Source organism: Mycolicibacterium moriokaense, assembly GCF_010726085.1.
Lineage (GTDB): Bacteria > Actinomycetota > Actinomycetes > Mycobacteriales > Mycobacteriaceae > Mycobacterium > Mycobacterium moriokaense.
On the sequence record NZ_AP022560.1, the window covers coordinates 840,679 to 855,379 of the forward strand.

Genomic DNA, 14,701 nt, shown 5'->3' on the forward strand with positions numbered 1-14,701 from the left:
CCTCAAGGTCGAGTCCGGGACGGCACCTAGTGATTCCAAGCGAGAGCGCGATTTCAGACGCGGATGACGTGCCACTGCGCTCGAGGGGAGGGTTGCATCAGGTGACGGACGCCGCCTATCCGAACTGGGATTCGGTGTACCGCGACAACGTCACCTGGGTGTACCGGCTGATGTACCGCAAGGTCGGCAACCAGCCGGACGCCGAGGATCTGACCGCGGAAGTATTCATGGCCGCGCTGCGACCGATGAGGATATCGGCGACCGTCCCCGAGGTACGTAAGTACCTGCATATGACCGCGCGCACGGTGCTCGCTGCGTACTGGAAGGACAGGATGGGCCGGCAGATCACATCGATCGAGGACTACCCAGCTGAGGAGGCGGAACCCGAGCAGATGGCGAGCGACGCGCCCGACACGGTACGACGGCTGCTGCAGCGGCTTCCCGACAAGTACCGCCGAATACTGGAACTGCGCTTCCTGCAGGCGGCTTCGGTGCGCGAAGCCGCAGATCAGATGGGTGTCAGCGTCTCAAATGCCAAAGCGCTGCAATACCGAGCGCTGCGGATGGCGGCGCAGAACGGTGAGGAGGTGGCCTCGTGACCGAAAAGAACGTACGCCGCTTCGTCGACAATCTGCTTCGTGGGAGAGCCACCGAACGTGCCCGCCCAGATGATCTCGAAGCCGAGCAGATGAAGATGGCGATCGACCTGCGCGTGGCCCGACTGGGCAACGACGCCCCCCGTGAGGAGTACCTGTCCGATCTGCATCGCCGGTTGTCGAGCGCGATGGCCGACGAGCAGCCGTCGGTGAGTCGCCCGCGATCGGCGCCTGACAGGCGCTCGGTGGTGATCGGCGGGTCGGTGGCGGCGGCGTCGGCAGCAGCCGGGCTGGTGGTCGGTCGCAGCCTGCTCGCCCCCGACAGTGTCAGACCCGCCGAGCCCCCTGCCCAGGCCGAACTCGATCCGAGCCACGGGGCATGGCTTGCCGTCGGCGCCAGCGATCAAGTGGCCGAAGGCGCTGCGCTGGCCTTCGACCTGGGCTCGGTCAACGGCTTCGTTCACCGGGCGGAAGCAAAACTCGAGGCCGTCTCCGGGGTGTGCACACACCAGGGCTGCAAACTGTGGCTCGATGCGATGGAGAGCCGACTACGCTGCCCCTGCCACTCGACATCATTTTCATTGCAGGGCACCACGCTCAGCCATCAGCTGCCCGTCGCCCCGCCACCGCTGCCCAAACTGGCGGTCCGTGAAACCAACGGCGTCATCGAGGTTTTCGCGCCGACAACGTCCACTTAGGGGGCCACCTGCCGGCATATCGCTAGATTTGAGGTGTGCGGCTTCTACTCATCGCCGATACTCACGTTCCCAAGCGCGCCCGTGACCTTCCCGCCCGCGTGTGGGACGAAGTCGTAGCGGCCGATGTCGTGATCCACGCGGGGGACTGGGTGGATCCCCAACTGCTCGACACCCTAGAGGCCCGCGCGAAGCGGTTGATCGCGTGCTGGGGAAATAACGACGGTGCCGAGTTGCGCCGTCGCCTCCCCGAGCGTGCCGACGTCACGCTGGGCGGCCTGCGCTTCACGGTGACGCATGAGACCGGCGCGGCGTCCGGCCGCGAGGCGCGGATGGCCAAGATGTACCCCGACACCGACGTGCTGGTCTTCGGCCACAGCCACATCCCATGGGACACCCGCGCCAAAACCGGTCTGCGACTGCTCAATCCGGGTTCCCCGACGGACCGTCGGCGCCAGGAGTTCTGTACCTACATAACCGCGACGGTGCATGACGGTGCGCTGTCCGACGTCGAGCTGCACCGCCTGGAGCGCCATGCGTGACCGCCCGGCCCGCGTCGCCGACGTGCACGAGATCGCCGCCGCGATGCCACACAGCACCCGTATCGAGGGCCCCAAGGGCAACCCGATCTATCAGGTCGGCGGCAAGTCGTTCGTGTTCTTCCGCACGCCGCAGCCCGACGCCGAAGATCCCGAGACCGGTGAGCGCTACACCGACGTGATCATGATCTGGGTCGAGTCCGACGCCGACAAGCTGGCGCTCATCCAGGACCCGCATTCGCCGTTCTTCACCACGGACCGCTTCGAAGGCCACCCCTCTGTGCTGGTGCGGGCGAGCCGGCTGTCGGAGATCGGCAAGATCGAGCTCACGGAGCTGATTCAGGATGCCTGGCTGTCGCGGGCATCGAAGCGTCGTGCCGAGCGGTGGTTGGCCGAGCACAGCTGAGTTGCCCCGGCGACGGCGCGGTGAGCGTTAGTCTGCGCATCTGAATCGGGAAGAGGCAGCCATGGCACGAGCATCCAGACCGAACGGGAAGATCAACGGAAAAGTCGTCGCGATCACCGGCGGAGCGCGGGGCATCGGCCTGGCCACCGCGAAGACGCTGCACCGACTCGGCGCCAAGATCGCCATCGGCGATATCGACGAAGCGGCGGTCAAGGACGCCGGCTCAGAGTTCGACTTCGGCTTCTACGCGCGTCTCGACGTGACCGACCGGCAGTCATTCACCTCGTTCCTCGACGATGTCGAGCGTGAGCTGGGACCGGTCGACGTTCTGGTGAACAACGCCGGAATCTGTGTGACGTGCCGCTTCCTCGACGAACCCGACGAGTTGACCGAGCGGACGCTGGCGATCAACGTCACCGGCGTCATCCTCGGCACCAAGCTGGCCGCCCAACGAATGGTCAAGCGCGGCAAGGGGCACATCATCAACGTCGCCTCGTTGGCCGGGCTGAACGGGGTACCCGGCATCGCGACCTACTGCGCGACCAAGCACGCCGTGCTCGGCTACACCGACACCGCACGAATGGAGTTGCGCGGCACCGGCGTCCACGCCTCCGCTATCCTGCCGACGCTGACGAACACGGGGATGATCGACGGGGTCGCCAGCATGCCCGGCATGCGTAACGCCGAACCAGAGGACATCGCCGCCGGCATCGTCAGCCTCATCGAGAAACCGAAGCCCCGCATGATCGTCACGCGCCAGGCCGGCGTGATGATGGCCATCACCAAACGGTTGCCGCTGCGGCTGGGCGAGGCGGTCACCCGTGCACTGAACGCCGACCGGATCTTCGCCGACGCCATCGACAAACCCGAACGCCGCGAGTACGAGGATCGCGCCCGCCACTCCTGACGGATGAATACTGTGGCGGAATGGATCAGAAGCCACCGACCGCGGTCATCGAGTCCGCCAACCGCGAGCACCTGAGCGGTCTGCCGTTCGACGACAACGCCGATTTCGAGGCGGCCGACCGCGGATTCATCGCCGCGCTCGAACCGTGCGTCGTCAAGGCGGCCGACGGAAGAGTGGTGTGGGACAACGACGTCTACGCGTTCCTGAACGGCGACGCGCCGGCCACGGTGCATCCCAGCCTGTGGCGGCAGAGCCAGCTGTGCGCCAAGCAGGGGCTGTACGAGGTCGTCGAAGGCATCTACCAGGTCCGCGGCCTGGACCTGTCCAACATCACGTTCATCGAGGGCGACACCGGGATCATCGTCATCGATCCGCTGATCTCCACCGAGACCGCCGCGGCGGCGCTGGCGCTGTACCGCGCCCACCGCGGCGACCGTGCCGTCAGAGCCGTCATCTATACGCACAGCCACGTCGATCACTTCGGCGGCGTGCTCGGCGTGACGACCCAGGCCGACGTCGACGCGGGCAAGGTCGTCGTGATCGCGCCCGAACACTTCACCGACCACGCGGTGCAGGAGAACGTCTACGCCGGTACCGCAATGGCGCGACGCGCCTCCTACATGTACGGCGCGGCGCTGGCCAGGGGTCCTGCCGGGCAGGTGGGGTGCGGTCTCGGGCAGGTGGGGTCGACGGGCGAGGTGGCTTTGATCGTGCCGACGCTCGACATCCGCGAGACCGGCGAGAAGCACATCATCGACGGCGTCGAGATCGAGTTCCAGATGGCGCCGGGCACCGAGGCGCCCGCCGAAATGCACTTCTATTTCCCGGCTTTCCGCGCGCTGTGCATGGCCGAGAACGCCACGCACAACCTACACAACCTGTTGACGCTGCGCGGGGCGCTGGTGCGCGACCCGCACGGCTGGGCGGGCTACCTCACCGAGGCGATCGACACGTTCGCCGACCGCACCGACGTCGTGTTCGCCTCCCATCACTGGCCGACATGGGGTAAGGAGCGGATCGTCGAATTCCTTTCCCTGCAACGTGATCTGTACGCCTACCTGCATGACCAGACGTTGCGGCTGCTGAACCAAGGCTTCACCGGGATCGAGATCGCCGAGACCTTCCAGATGCCGCCCGCGCTGCACAAGGCGTGGCACACGCACGGCTACTACGGCTCGGTGAGCCACAACGTGAAGGCGGTCTATCAGCGCTACATGGGTTGGTTCGACGGCAACCCCGGCCGGCTGTGGCAGCATCCGCCCGAGGCGATCGGGCCGCGCTACGTCGAAGCGATGGGCGGGATCGACAACGTCGTCGGGATCGCCCGCAAGGCCTTCGATGATGGCGATTTCCGTTGGGCAGCAACGCTACTCGATCACGCCATCTTCACCGATCAGAACCACTCGGCGGCGCGCGAGCTGTACGCCGACACGCTGGAGCAGCTCGCATACGGCGCCGAGAACGCCGTGTGGCGCAACTTCTTCCTCGCCGGTGCGACCGAACTGCGGGAAGGGAACTTCGGCACCCCCACGCAGAGCGCGTCACCGTCGATCATGGGTCAGCTGACACCGGAGCAGATGTTCGACACGCTCGCCATCAACGTGAACGGGCCGAAGGCGTGGGACCTCGACATCGCCGTCGACATCACGTTCCTCGACGTCGAGACCAACTACCGGTTGACGCTGCGCAACGGGGTGCTCGTGTACCGCAAGGTGCCCGCCGACCCCGCGACCGCGCAGGCCACCGTGAACCTGGCGAGCAAGTTGCGACTGTTGGCATTCGCGGCAGGCGACGCGAATTCGCCGGGCCTGGAGATCAGCGGTGACGCGAATGCGTTGCCGTCGCTGCTTGCGGTGGTGGACCGGCCCGACCCGAACTTCAACATCGTCACGCCGTAGCCGGCACCTCACGGCGCTGTTGCCCGCACTGTGAACTCGATTTTGCGGGGACGCAATCGACAGAAACCGCGAGGCAACGGCCATGGCGTTGACTCCCAGACACAGCCCAACCATGTGCCGAGGAGGCAGCCCATGTCGACCATTTTCGATCAGATCGGAGGCTACGAGGCGCTGGAGGTCGTGGTCGCCGACTTCTACGACCGCGTACTGGCCGACGACGAACTCGCCGGCTTCTTCACCGGCACCAACATGCCCAAGCTGAAGGGCAAGCAGGTCGAGTTCTTCGCCGCCGCTCTCGGTGGACCGGAGCCGTACACGGGCGCGCCGATGCGGCAGGTGCACCAGGGGCCGCGGCATCACCGTGCATCACTTCAATCTGGTGGCGGGGCATCTGAGCGCCAGCCTCACCGCCGCGGGCGTCCCCGACGAGATCGTCCAGCAGATCCTGGCCGCGATCGCGCCGCTCAGCGCCGACATCGCGACGGCGGTCGCCTGAGCGTCAGGGAATTCCGCCGTCGACACGCAGGATCGAGCCGCTGGTGTAGGACGAGGCATCTGACGCGAGAAACAGTGCGGCGCCGATGATTTCGGCGGGCTGCCCGAGGCGTTTGAGCGCGAACGCCTGCGCACCCTGCTCGACCGCGGGGATGTCCCACGCCTTGCTGATATCAGTGAGGAAAGGCCCGGGCATCAGCGTGTTGACCCGTACGGTCGGGCCGTAGGCCTTGGCCAGACCCTCGGTCAACGCATTGAGTCCGGCCTTGGCCGCTGCGTAGGGCAGCTCGTGCGGGCCGGGACGCAGTGAGCCCGTCGAGCTGACGTTGATGATGGACCCGCCGCCGTCGGCGACCATGCGCTCGCCGATCAACGCCGACAGCCGGAACGGGCCCTTCAAGTTCAGGTTCACGACCACGTCGAACAACTTCTCGGTCACCGAGGTCAGCGACTCGTACAGCGGCGACAACCCCGCGTTGTTGATGAGCACGTCGACTTTGCCGAAACGGTCGTAAGCCGCGTCGACCAGCCCGTCGAGCTCATCCCAGTGCCCGACATGCACCTGGTACGGCAGCGCGGCGCGGCCCGTCGCGGCGGAGATCTCCTCCGCGGTGGCTACGCACGCGTCGTACTTGCGGCTGGCGATGACGACGTCGGCGCCGCACTTCGCGGCCGCGAAGGCCATCTCCCGGCCCAGCCCTCGGCTACCGCCGGTGACCAGCACCACCCGGTCCGTCAGGTCGAACAGTTCGTCCGCATAACCTCGTCCTGAGCTCACAGCGGCACTTCCTCCTTGCGGCGTTGGTCGGCGGCGGTTTCGCGGATCACCCGGTGCACGAACCCGAGCTTGGCCACCACGGGTGGCGGAATCTCGAACGGGTACAACGGATTCTTACCCATCCCGGTGTTGATCCGGTTGAAGAACAGCGACATCCATTTCCAGTCGTACAGCATCTGTTCGACGGGCTCGTCCGCGTAGGACTCGAGCGGTACGACATCGCGCGGTGCGGCGAACGGCATTCGGTCAGCGTGCAACACCATGCCCGCCTCGCGACTGGTCTCGATCGCGTCGGTGATGTGCAGATAGTGGGCGAAGCATTCGGCGAAGTCCTCCCACGGGTGCATGGTCGCGTACTCGGAGATGAAGGTCTCCCGCCAGCCTTCCGGTGCGCCGAACGTGTAGTGCCGATCCAGCGCGTCGGCGTAGCTGGTGCGTTCGTCTCCGAACAGATCCCGGCACTGGGCCAGGTATCGGTCGGCGCCGGAACCCGTCTCGACCAGGACGTTCTGGTAGTAGTGGCCGACCTCGTGGCGGAAGTGGCCGAGCATGGTCCGGTACGGCTCGCCGAGTCGCACGCGCAGGGTCTCGCGGTACGCGTCGAGCGACTCGACCAGGTCGATGGTGATGACTCCGCTGGCGTGGCCGATCACCACGCGCTCACCCTCGCTGTAGCTGGACACCAGGTCGAAGGCCAGACCGCCGTCGCGGCGCCAGAACGGCTCGACCGGCAGGCCGAGGTCGAGCAGCTGGTACACCAGCCGCCGCATGGCCGCGGCCGTCGGCACCAGCTTCTCCCGCGCGATGGTGTCGGAGGCGTCTGGCTCGCGACGGATCAGCGAGTCGGCCTGGCAGCGGCCCCGTTGGTGGGCGTCCCGCTCCTGCTCTGGGACAAGCCAATTGCAGCCGAGCGTGCCGCTCTGGGTGCAGCGGATCCACGTGCGCCCGCTGATGGTGACCGCGTCGTCGGTGACCACGAGCATCGACATCGAGTGCGGGTGAAACCCGAGTGCGGCATGGCAGGTGTGGCAGCGATCGGCCTCGAACGGCGTGAAGTTGTTGCACACGGGACAGGCGAATGCGCGCACGCGTCCTATGGTGTCACGGTGCAGTTGTTACTCATCCGGCATGCGTTGCCGCTCCGCAGCGAGCCCGGGCAGGGTTCCGACCCCGAACTGTCCCAGGAGGGTATCGAGCAGGCCAAGCGGCTGCCCGACGCGCTGGCCCGGTACCCGATCAGCCGCATCGTCAGCAGCCCGCAGATCCGGGCGAGGCAGACTGCGCAACCGGTGGCCGACGCGCTGGGGATGGCGATCGACATCGACGAGCGGCTCGCCGAATACGACCGCGATCTCGCGCATTACACGCCCATCGAGGAGATCTCTGAAGAGGATATGAAGCGGCTCGTCAACGGTGACCTGCCCAGCGGGGTTGACCAGCCGGCGTTCATCGCGCGGGTCGCGGAGGGCATCGACGACATCCTGGCGTCCGCTGACCGTGAGGACACGGTTGCCGTCTTCACCCACGGTGGCGTCATCAACGCGACGGCGCACCGGGCCATGAACACCGAGCGACTGCTGTGTGTGCAGGTGGACTATGCGGGGATCACCCGGATGCTGTGGTCGTCGCGGCAGAAGAGGTTGTTCGTGGCGGGCATCAACGCGACCGAGCACGTATGGGATCTGCTGCCCCGAAACCAGCAGTGGTAGACAGTTCCGGTGACAACTTCGCTGGACGGGCTTGACCTCGACGCCCTGGACCGTCACCTGCGCTCCGCAGGGATCCCTCGCTCCGGCGACCTGCGCGGAGAGTTCATCTCCGGTGGTCGGTCCAACCTGACCTTTCTGGTGTACGACGACGCGTCCAAGTGGGTGTTGCGCCGTCCCCCGCTGCACGGCCTGACCCCGTCGGCCCACGACATGGCGCGCGAATACCGGGTGGTGGCCGCGCTGCAAGACACCGCGGTGCCGGTGGCCCGCGCGGTCACGATGCTCGACGACGACTCGGTGCTCGGGGCGCCGTTCCAGATGGTCGAGTACGTGGACGGCCGCGTCGTGCGGCACACCGATCAACTCGAGGCGCTCGGTGACCAGAAGGTCATCAACGCGTGCGTCGACGCGTTGATAAAGGTCCTCGCCGACCTGCACGCGGTCGATCCGGAGGCGGTCGGCCTCGGCGACTTCGGTAAGCCGACGGGCTATCTGGAGCGTCAGGTCCGGCGTTGGGGTGGGCAGTGGGAGTTGGTGCGCACCGAGGACGATCCGTGCGACGCCGACGTGAAACGGCTGCATTCGGCTCTGGCAGAAGCGGTTCCGGCGCAGAGCCGCACCGCGATCGTGCACGGCGACTACCGCATCGACAACACGATGCTCGACAAGGACGACGCGACAAAGGTGCTCGCGGTGCTCGACTGGGAGATGTCGACGCTGGGCGACCCGATCAGCGACGCCGCGCTGATGTGTGTGTATCGCCACCCGATGTTCAACCTGGTGCACGCAGACGCGGCATGGTCGTCGCCGCTGATCCCGTCGGCCGACGAGTTGGCGCAGCGGTATGCCGTCGCGGCCGGCGTCGAGTTGGATCATTGGGATTTCTACATGGCGCTGGCCTACTTCAAGCTGGCGATCATCTCCGCAGGTATCGCCTACCGGGGCCGGGAGGGTGGCGGCGTCGCCGAGGACACCGACCAGGTCGCCGAGGCCGTCGGCCCGCTGATCAGCGCGGGTCTCGAGACGTTGAAGCGCTAGTTCTCACCGCGAGAAGACGCAAATACCCCCAACACGCCGCGAAATAGGGGGCGTTTGCGCCTGCTCGCCGGGGTTGGCGCGGGAGTCAGAAACTCTGCGCCTTGAGGTTGCGCTTCGCGGCGCGGCGCAGCTGCACGATGCGCGCGGTGCCCACGGCAACCGTCAGCAGGCCTCCGCATACTGCGGCCAACAGAATCGCCACGCCCACAGGCAGATTCCACTCCCAGACGAAGAAGTGGATGGTCGTGGATTCGGTGTTCTGCATGATGAACACCAACAGCACGATCAGGATGAGAAATCCGGCGATCAACGCCGCCCACAGCGCGGCGGCACGCGTGAACTTCAGCGCCGATTCCGGTTTGACGAGGTATTCGCCCGGGGTGGCGACCGGGTCCGGCGGCTCGCCTCTCCCGGATACCGGCGGTGGCGGCAGGTCGGGCGGGACAGGCGGATCGCTGGTCATGTGTCCATCTTTGCCTTTCCGGGCGTCGAATGAAACCAGTATGGGTACTCACGCTGAGCTAAAGCGCGGCGATACCGCCTGCATGTCGATACTGTCCATCAGATGTCGAAAGGCCGAGAGGGCTGTCATATGTCCCCTGGTAAATCGCTGCCGTTCCTGGTGGCTCTGCTCGCATTGATCGCATCGTTATCGTCGGCGTGCGGCAGTTCCAACCCGCTCGGCGGTGGACAGATATCGGGCGATCTGAAGTCGATCGCGGTCGGTTCGGCCGACTTCACGGAGAGCAAGATCATCGCCGAGATCTACGCCCAGGCGCTGGAGGCCAACGGCTTCACGGTCCGCCGCCAGTTCGGTATCGGCAGCCGCGAGACCTATATCCCTGCGGTGCAAGATCATTCCATCGATCTGATCCCGGAGTACACCGGCAACCTCTTGCAGTACTTCGATCCGGAGGCGACCGCGACGACGCCCGATGCGGTACTGCTCGCGCTGCTCAAGGCGCTCCCCGGCGACCTGTCGATCCTGTATCCGTCGCCGGCGGAGGACAAGGACACCCTGGCGGTCACCGAGGCGACGGCGCAGCGCTGGAATCTCAAGTCGATAGCCGACCTCGCGAAGCATTCGGCGGAGGTGAAAGTCGGTGCGCCATCGGAGTTTCAGACCCGGGTGACCGGTCTGGTGGGGCTGAAGGAGAAGTACGGCTTGGACATCACGCCCGCCAACTTCGTCTCGATCAGCGACGGCGGTGGCCCCGCGACGGTGAAGGCACTCACCAGCGGAACCATCACCGCGGCCAACATCTTCAGCACCTCACCGTCGATCGAACAGAACAAACTGGTGGTCCTCGAAGATCCGGAGAATGTCTTCCTCGCCGCGAACGTCGTTCCGCTGGTCGCTTCGCAGAAGATGTCTACCGAACTCAAGACAGTGCTCGACGCGGTCAGCGCCAAGCTGACCACCGAGGCGCTGATCCAACTCAACACCGCCGTCGAGGGCAATCGAGGAATCGACCCCGACGAAGCGGCAGAGAAGTGGATAAAGGACAACGGCTTCGACCAACCGGTGCAGAAATGATCACCTTCGAAAACGTCACCAAGAGGTACCCCGACGGCACCGTCGCGGTCGACGATCTGACGCTCGAGGTTCCGGAGGGCACGCTCACGGTCTTCGTCGGTCCGTCGGGCTGCGGTAAGACCACCTCGATGCGGATGATCAACCGGATGATCGACCCGACCTCGGGCACGCTCACCGTCGACGGTAAGGACCTCACCAAGGTCGACCCTGTCCAGCTGCGACTCGGCATCGGCTACGTCATCCAGAGCGCGGGGCTGATGCCACACCTGCGGGTGGTCGACAACGTCGCGACCGTTCCCGTGTTGCGCGGCGAATCACGGCGCAGCGCACGCAAATCCGCGTTGGGCGTGATGGAACGCGTCGGCCTCGATCCCAAGCTCGCCAACCGCTATCCGGCGCAGCTGTCGGGTGGTCAGCAGCAGCGCGTGGGGGTCGCCAGGGCGTTGGCCGCCGATCCGCCGATCCTCTTGATGGACGAGCCGTTCAGCGCCGTCGACCCCGTCGTGCGCGAGGATCTGCAGACCGAAATCCTGCGGCTGCAAAGCGAACTGCGTAAGACGATCGTCTTCGTCACCCACGACATCGACGAAGCGGTCAAGCTCGGCGACAAGGTCGCGGTGTTCGGCCGCGGCGGAGTGCTGTTGCAGTACGCGGACCCCGCGTTCGTGTTGTCAAACCCGGCGAACGAACACGTCTCGGCATTCGTCGGTGCCGACCGCGGATATCGGGGGCTGCAGTTCTTCCACGCGACGGGGCTGCCGCTGCACGAGATCAGCCACGTCGCCGAGGACGACGTCGACAGCGTGTCACTGGGTCAGGGCGAGTGGGCGCTCGTGATCAAGGAGGGCAAGCCCTACGCGTGGATCAACGCCGAGGGCGTCGACCTGCACCGCAAGGGCAAGGCGCTCTACGACAGCACCATCGGTGGCGGCTCGTTCTTCCGGCCGGACCACACCCTGCGGCAGGCCATGGACGCCGCGTTGTCCTCACCGAGCGGACTGGGCGTCGCGGTCGACGACGAGGGCCGGCTGATCGGCGGGGTGCGCGCCGACGACGTCCTCGAGGCACTCAAGGAGCAGCGCCGTATCCCGGAGCTGGGTTAGTCGTGCGGTATCTGCTGAACCACCTCGACGACCTGTGGATGCTGACGCTGATCCACCTGCGACTGTCGCTGATCCCGGTCCTGCTGGGTTTGGTCATCGCAGTGCCGCTCGGCGCGGTCGTGCAACGGACCACGATGCTGCGACGCATCACGACGCTGACCGCGAGCATCATCTTCACCATCCCGTCGCTCGCGCTGTTCGTCGTGCTGCCGTTGATCATTCCCACACGCATCCTCGACGAGGCGAACGTGATCGTCGCGCTGACGCTCTACACCGTCGCGCTATTGGTGCGCGCCGTTCCCGAGGCGCTGGACGCGGTGTCGCCAGCGGTGCTCGACGCCGCCACCGCCGTCGGCTACAAGCCGTTGGTGCGGATGCTGAAAGTTGAACTACCACTGGCGATTCCGGTGCTCATCGCCAGTCTGCGCGTCGTCGCCGTCACCAACATCTCCATGGTGTCGGTCGGTTCGGTGATCGGCGTCGGCGGTCTCGGCACGTGGTTCACCGAGGGATACCAGGCCAACAAGAGCGATCAGATCGTGGCCGGCATCATCGCGATCTTCGTGCTGGCGGTCGTCATCGACACGTTGATCATGCTGGCCGGTAAGGCGTTGACGCCCTGGGCGCGAGCGGGGCGTCCGAGCCGCGTCAAGGCGGTGACCGGATGAGCCCGATGACCTTCCTGCAGGAAGCGTTGGCGTACATCTTCACCGCGGCCAACTGGGGTGGCCCGGCCGGGCTGGGTGCGCGCATCTTCGAGCATCTGCAGTACACGGTGATCGCCGTCGTCTGCTCGGCCCTCATCGCCGTCCCGCTCGGCATGCTCATCGGCCACACCGGCCGCGGCACCTTCCTGGTCGTCACGGGGGTCAACGCCCTGCGCGCACTGCCGACCCTCGGCGTGCTCCTGCTCGGTGTCCTGCTGTGGGGCCTGGGACTGGTGCCGCCCACCGTCGCGCTGATGCTGCTCGGCATCCCGCCGCTGCTCGCGGGCACCTACTCGGGCATCGCCAATGTCGATCCAACAGTGGTGGACGCCGCCAGATCGATGGGCATGACCGAGCGGCGAATCCTGCTGCGCGTCGAAACACCGATCGCGATGCCGCTGATTCTCAGCGGTCTGCGGACTGCGACGCTGCAGGTCGTCGCGACCGCGACCGTCGCGGCGTACGCCAGCCTGGGCGGCCTGGGCCGGTATCTGATCGACGGCATCAAGGTCCGCGAGTTCTATCTGGCGCTGGTCGGCGCGCTGATGGTGACGGCGCTGGCCTTGGTTCTCGACGGTCTTCTCGCGTTCGCGGTCTGGGTGTCGGCGCCGGGCGCGGGACGGCTTCGCCGGATGCCGCAGCCGTTGCTCAGCGACGAGGTGGCGCTGGAGTCGCGATCATCGGCGGAACCGGTGTCGGAGCCGAGTCTTCGTCAATTACGGTAGATGAGTGAGTGAAGCAGCGCGCTCGGAGCAGCAGGCGTCGTGGCCGGCAACTCTGACCTGGCGTGCGCACGATGAGCCCCGGATGGAGTCGGTGCGGGTGCAGCTCTCGGGCAACCGCATCAAGGCCTACGGCCGGATCGTCGCCGCCGCCACCCCGTCGCATCCCGCCTTCTCCGCGTCCTATGACCTGGTGACCGACGAAACCGGCGCCACCAAGCGGCTGTCGATGACCGTGACGCTCGCCGAGCGGGAACGCCAGCTGTCGATCGCGCGGGACGAGGAGAACATGTGGCTCGTCCAGCAGCACACCGGCGAGACCAGCCGGGCCGCCTACGGGGGTGCGCTGGACGTCGACGTGGTCTTCAGCCCGTTCTTCAACGCCCTGCCCATCCGGCGCACCGGGCTGTACGAGCGCAACGAGTCCGTGGTCCTGCCGGTGGTGTACGTCCGCTTGCCCGAGCTCTCGGTCGAGGAAGTGACGATCAGCTACAGCAGTGCCCCGGGGGGCATCAAGCTGCACTCGCCGGTCGCCGAGACCACGGTGACCGTCGACTCCGAGGGGTTCATCCTCGACTATCCAGGGTTGGCAGAGCGGATCTGATCACCCCGCCGGCCCTGCCCTCGGCGGCCAGTGCCTCGCGCCAGTTGTCCTCCCCGACGACGATGGTCACGATCTCGGGCCTGCGGAAGCTGTCGTAGCGAACCCTCGCGGCGTGGCCCGCGTCGACGAGTTCGGTCAGCGGGCTGCCCTCGGCGAGTGCGGTGCGGGCCAGGTTGAGCAGGTCGAGGGTCCGGTCGAGGACGGGCAGCACCTGATCGGCGTTGGCCTCGCACATGGCGCGGACGAGATCGGGTGCGGTGGCCGCGACGCGCGTCCCGTCGCGGAACGACCCGGCGGCCAGCGCGAACGCCAGCGGCACCTCACCGGCCGTCGCGGCGAGCGCTTCCGCCAGCAGGTGCGGCAGGTGCGAGATCGTCGCGGCGGCGGCGTCGTGCTCGTCCGAGCGGGCGGGCACCACCACGGCGCCGCAGTCCAGCGCCAGGTTCATCACCAGCGTCCAGATGTCGGGGTCGACGTGGTCGTCGACGCTGATCACCCAGGGTGCACCGACGAACAACCGGGCGTTCCCCGCCGCCCAGCCGGACTCCGCGGTGCCCGCCATCGGATGACCGCCGACGAAGCGGTCGAGCAGGCCGACGGCGCGGACCTCGTCCAGGACGCACGTTTTCACGCTGGTGACGTCGGTCAGCGGGCATTGCGGTGCCAGATCGCGGATGTGGCCCAGCATCTGCGCCAGGGCAGGCACCGGCACGGCGAGCACGATCAGCGCGTCGCCCGCCGCGGCCCGGGTCAACGCTGCGTCGAGGTCCTCGGTGGCGTCGAAACCCTCGGCCGTCGCGGCTTGGACGGCCTCCATCGAGCGGTTGTAGCCGAAGACCTCGCGTCCAGCGGCCGCGGCGGCGCGCATCACGGAGCCGCCGATCAGGCCGAGCCCGATCACGCAGACCGGTGTGTTCGTCACCCTTCCACCCTGGCACATCCCTGGTAACGCGCGGCATCAGCCATG

Annotated in this window: 17 protein-coding genes and 1 pseudogene; 14 read left to right on the forward strand and 4 right to left on the reverse strand. The window is 66.6% G+C overall.

Annotated elements, in window-relative coordinates; genetic code table 11:
- Positions 1 to 68 precede the first annotated feature (68 nt).
- From G6N43_RS03995 to G6N43_RS04025, 7 genes and pseudogenes are all read left to right on the forward strand, one after another.
- Positions 69 to 599: an RNA polymerase sigma factor gene (locus G6N43_RS03995; RefSeq protein ID WP_407664881.1), complete on the forward strand. Its 531-nt coding sequence runs from the start codon at positions 69 to 71 to the stop codon at positions 597 to 599.
- The gene (locus G6N43_RS04000; RefSeq protein ID WP_110810483.1) at positions 596 to 1,294 is read left to right on the forward strand and encodes a Rieske (2Fe-2S) protein; all 699 of its coding nucleotides are present in this window, start codon (positions 596 to 598) and stop codon (positions 1,292 to 1,294) included. Before G6N43_RS03995 ends, G6N43_RS04000 begins: the two co-directional genes overlap by 4 nt.
- Positions 1,295 to 1,329: 35 nt before the next feature.
- The gene (locus tag G6N43_RS04005; protein ID WP_083154957.1) at positions 1,330 to 1,833 is read left to right on the forward strand and encodes a metallophosphoesterase family protein; all 504 of its coding nucleotides are present in this window, start codon (positions 1,330 to 1,332) and stop codon (positions 1,831 to 1,833) included.
- The gene (locus G6N43_RS04010) at positions 1,826 to 2,236 is read left to right on the forward strand and encodes an MmcQ/YjbR family DNA-binding protein (RefSeq protein WP_083154955.1); all 411 of its coding nucleotides are present in this window, start codon (positions 1,826 to 1,828) and stop codon (positions 2,234 to 2,236) included. Before G6N43_RS04005 ends, G6N43_RS04010 begins: the two co-directional genes overlap by 8 nt.
- Before the next feature lie 61 nt (positions 2,237 to 2,297).
- A complete protein-coding gene (locus tag G6N43_RS04015; protein WP_083154952.1) occupies positions 2,298 to 3,143 on the forward strand; it encodes an SDR family oxidoreductase in 846 nt (281 codons plus the stop codon).
- A 20-nt stretch (positions 3,144 to 3,163) separates the two neighbouring features.
- Positions 3,164 to 5,041: an alkyl/aryl-sulfatase gene (locus G6N43_RS04020; RefSeq protein ID WP_083154950.1), complete on the forward strand. Its 1,878-nt coding sequence runs from the start codon at positions 3,164 to 3,166 to the stop codon at positions 5,039 to 5,041.
- 132 nt (positions 5,042 to 5,173) lie between these two features.
- Positions 5,174 to 5,537, forward strand: a pseudogene (locus G6N43_RS04025) (group I truncated hemoglobin).
- 3 nt (positions 5,538 to 5,540) lie between these two features.
- Here the strand turns inward: G6N43_RS04025 and G6N43_RS04030 are convergent.
- Positions 5,541 to 6,314 (reverse strand): SDR family NAD(P)-dependent oxidoreductase, encoded by a 774-nt coding sequence (locus G6N43_RS04030; protein ID WP_083154948.1) that lies wholly within the window; start codon positions 6,312 to 6,314, stop codon positions 5,541 to 5,543.
- Positions 6,311 to 7,402, reverse strand: a complete 1,092-nt coding sequence (locus G6N43_RS04035) for a zinc-binding metallopeptidase family protein (protein WP_083154945.1) — start codon at positions 7,400 to 7,402, stop codon at positions 6,311 to 6,313. Before G6N43_RS04035 ends, G6N43_RS04030 begins: the two co-directional genes overlap by 4 nt.
- 18 nt (positions 7,403 to 7,420) lie before the next feature.
- Between G6N43_RS04035 and G6N43_RS04040 the strand changes: the two genes are divergently transcribed.
- Both G6N43_RS04040 and G6N43_RS04045 read left to right on the forward strand, forming a co-directional pair.
- Complete coding sequence (locus G6N43_RS04040; protein ID WP_083154943.1) at positions 7,421 to 8,023, forward strand: histidine phosphatase family protein; 603 nt, start codon at positions 7,421 to 7,423, stop codon at positions 8,021 to 8,023.
- Positions 8,024 to 8,032: 9 nt separating this feature from the next.
- Positions 8,033 to 9,061, forward strand: a complete 1,029-nt coding sequence (locus G6N43_RS04045) for a phosphotransferase family protein (RefSeq protein ID WP_083154941.1) — start codon at positions 8,033 to 8,035, stop codon at positions 9,059 to 9,061.
- Between the two features lie 85 nt (positions 9,062 to 9,146).
- On the opposite strand, the gene G6N43_RS04050 is transcribed toward G6N43_RS04045, so the two are convergent.
- Complete coding sequence (locus tag G6N43_RS04050) at positions 9,147 to 9,524, reverse strand: LapA family protein (protein WP_083154939.1); 378 nt, start codon at positions 9,522 to 9,524, stop codon at positions 9,147 to 9,149.
- 129 nt (positions 9,525 to 9,653) lie between these two features.
- Here G6N43_RS04050 and G6N43_RS04055 point away from each other — a divergent pair, with 129 nt between their 5' ends.
- The 5 genes from G6N43_RS04055 to G6N43_RS04075 are packed head-to-tail and all read left to right on the forward strand — an operon-like array spanning position 9,654 to position 13,734.
- A complete protein-coding gene (locus G6N43_RS04055) occupies positions 9,654 to 10,598 on the forward strand; it encodes an ABC transporter substrate-binding protein (protein ID WP_083154937.1) in 945 nt (314 codons plus the stop codon).
- Positions 10,595 to 11,701: an ABC transporter ATP-binding protein gene (locus tag G6N43_RS04060; RefSeq protein WP_083154934.1), complete on the forward strand. Its 1,107-nt coding sequence runs from the start codon at positions 10,595 to 10,597 to the stop codon at positions 11,699 to 11,701. The genes G6N43_RS04055 and G6N43_RS04060 overlap by 4 nt, the downstream gene beginning before the upstream one ends.
- Positions 11,702 to 11,703: 2 nt before the next feature.
- Positions 11,704 to 12,369: an ABC transporter permease gene (locus G6N43_RS04065; protein WP_083154932.1), complete on the forward strand. Its 666-nt coding sequence runs from the start codon at positions 11,704 to 11,706 to the stop codon at positions 12,367 to 12,369.
- A 5-nt stretch (positions 12,370 to 12,374) separates the two neighbouring features.
- Positions 12,375 to 13,133, forward strand: a complete 759-nt coding sequence (locus tag G6N43_RS04070; RefSeq protein ID WP_083155020.1) for an ABC transporter permease — start codon at positions 12,375 to 12,377, stop codon at positions 13,131 to 13,133.
- A gap of 4 nt (positions 13,134 to 13,137) precedes the next feature.
- Positions 13,138 to 13,734 (forward strand): putative glycolipid-binding domain-containing protein, encoded by a 597-nt coding sequence (locus G6N43_RS04075; protein ID WP_083154930.1) that lies wholly within the window; start codon positions 13,138 to 13,140, stop codon positions 13,732 to 13,734.
- On the opposite strand, the gene G6N43_RS04080 is transcribed toward G6N43_RS04075, so the two are convergent.
- Positions 13,697 to 14,656, reverse strand: coding sequence for a prephenate dehydrogenase (locus tag G6N43_RS04080; RefSeq protein ID WP_244960511.1), 960 nt, complete (start codon positions 14,654 to 14,656; stop codon positions 13,697 to 13,699). The two genes, G6N43_RS04075 and G6N43_RS04080, sit on opposite strands and share 38 nt — an antisense overlap.
- Positions 14,657 to 14,701 lie beyond the last annotated feature (45 nt).

What these genes read in the sequence shown, in the direction of transcription:
- G6N43_RS04060 (WP_083154934.1), top strand. Translation starts at nt 10,595, where the DNA reads ATGATCACCTTCGAAAACGTCACCAAGAGGTACCCCGACGGCACCGTC.
- G6N43_RS04015 (WP_083154952.1), top strand. Translation starts at nt 2,298, where the DNA reads ATGGCACGAGCATCCAGACCGAACGGGAAGATCAACGGAAAAGTCGTC.
- G6N43_RS04020 (WP_083154950.1), top strand. Translation starts at nt 3,164, where the DNA reads ATGGATCAGAAGCCACCGACCGCGGTCATCGAGTCCGCCAACCGCGAG.
- G6N43_RS04070 (WP_083155020.1), top strand. Translation starts at nt 12,375, where the DNA reads ATGACCTTCCTGCAGGAAGCGTTGGCGTACATCTTCACCGCGGCCAAC.
- G6N43_RS04055 (WP_083154937.1), top strand. Translation starts at nt 9,654, where the DNA reads ATGTCCCCTGGTAAATCGCTGCCGTTCCTGGTGGCTCTGCTCGCATTG.
- G6N43_RS04010 (WP_083154955.1), top strand. Translation starts at nt 1,826, where the DNA reads ATGCGTGACCGCCCGGCCCGCGTCGCCGACGTGCACGAGATCGCCGCC.
- G6N43_RS04050 (WP_083154939.1), bottom strand. Translation starts at nt 9,524, where the DNA reads ATGACCAGCGATCCGCCTGTCCCGCCCGACCTGCCGCCACCGCCGGTA.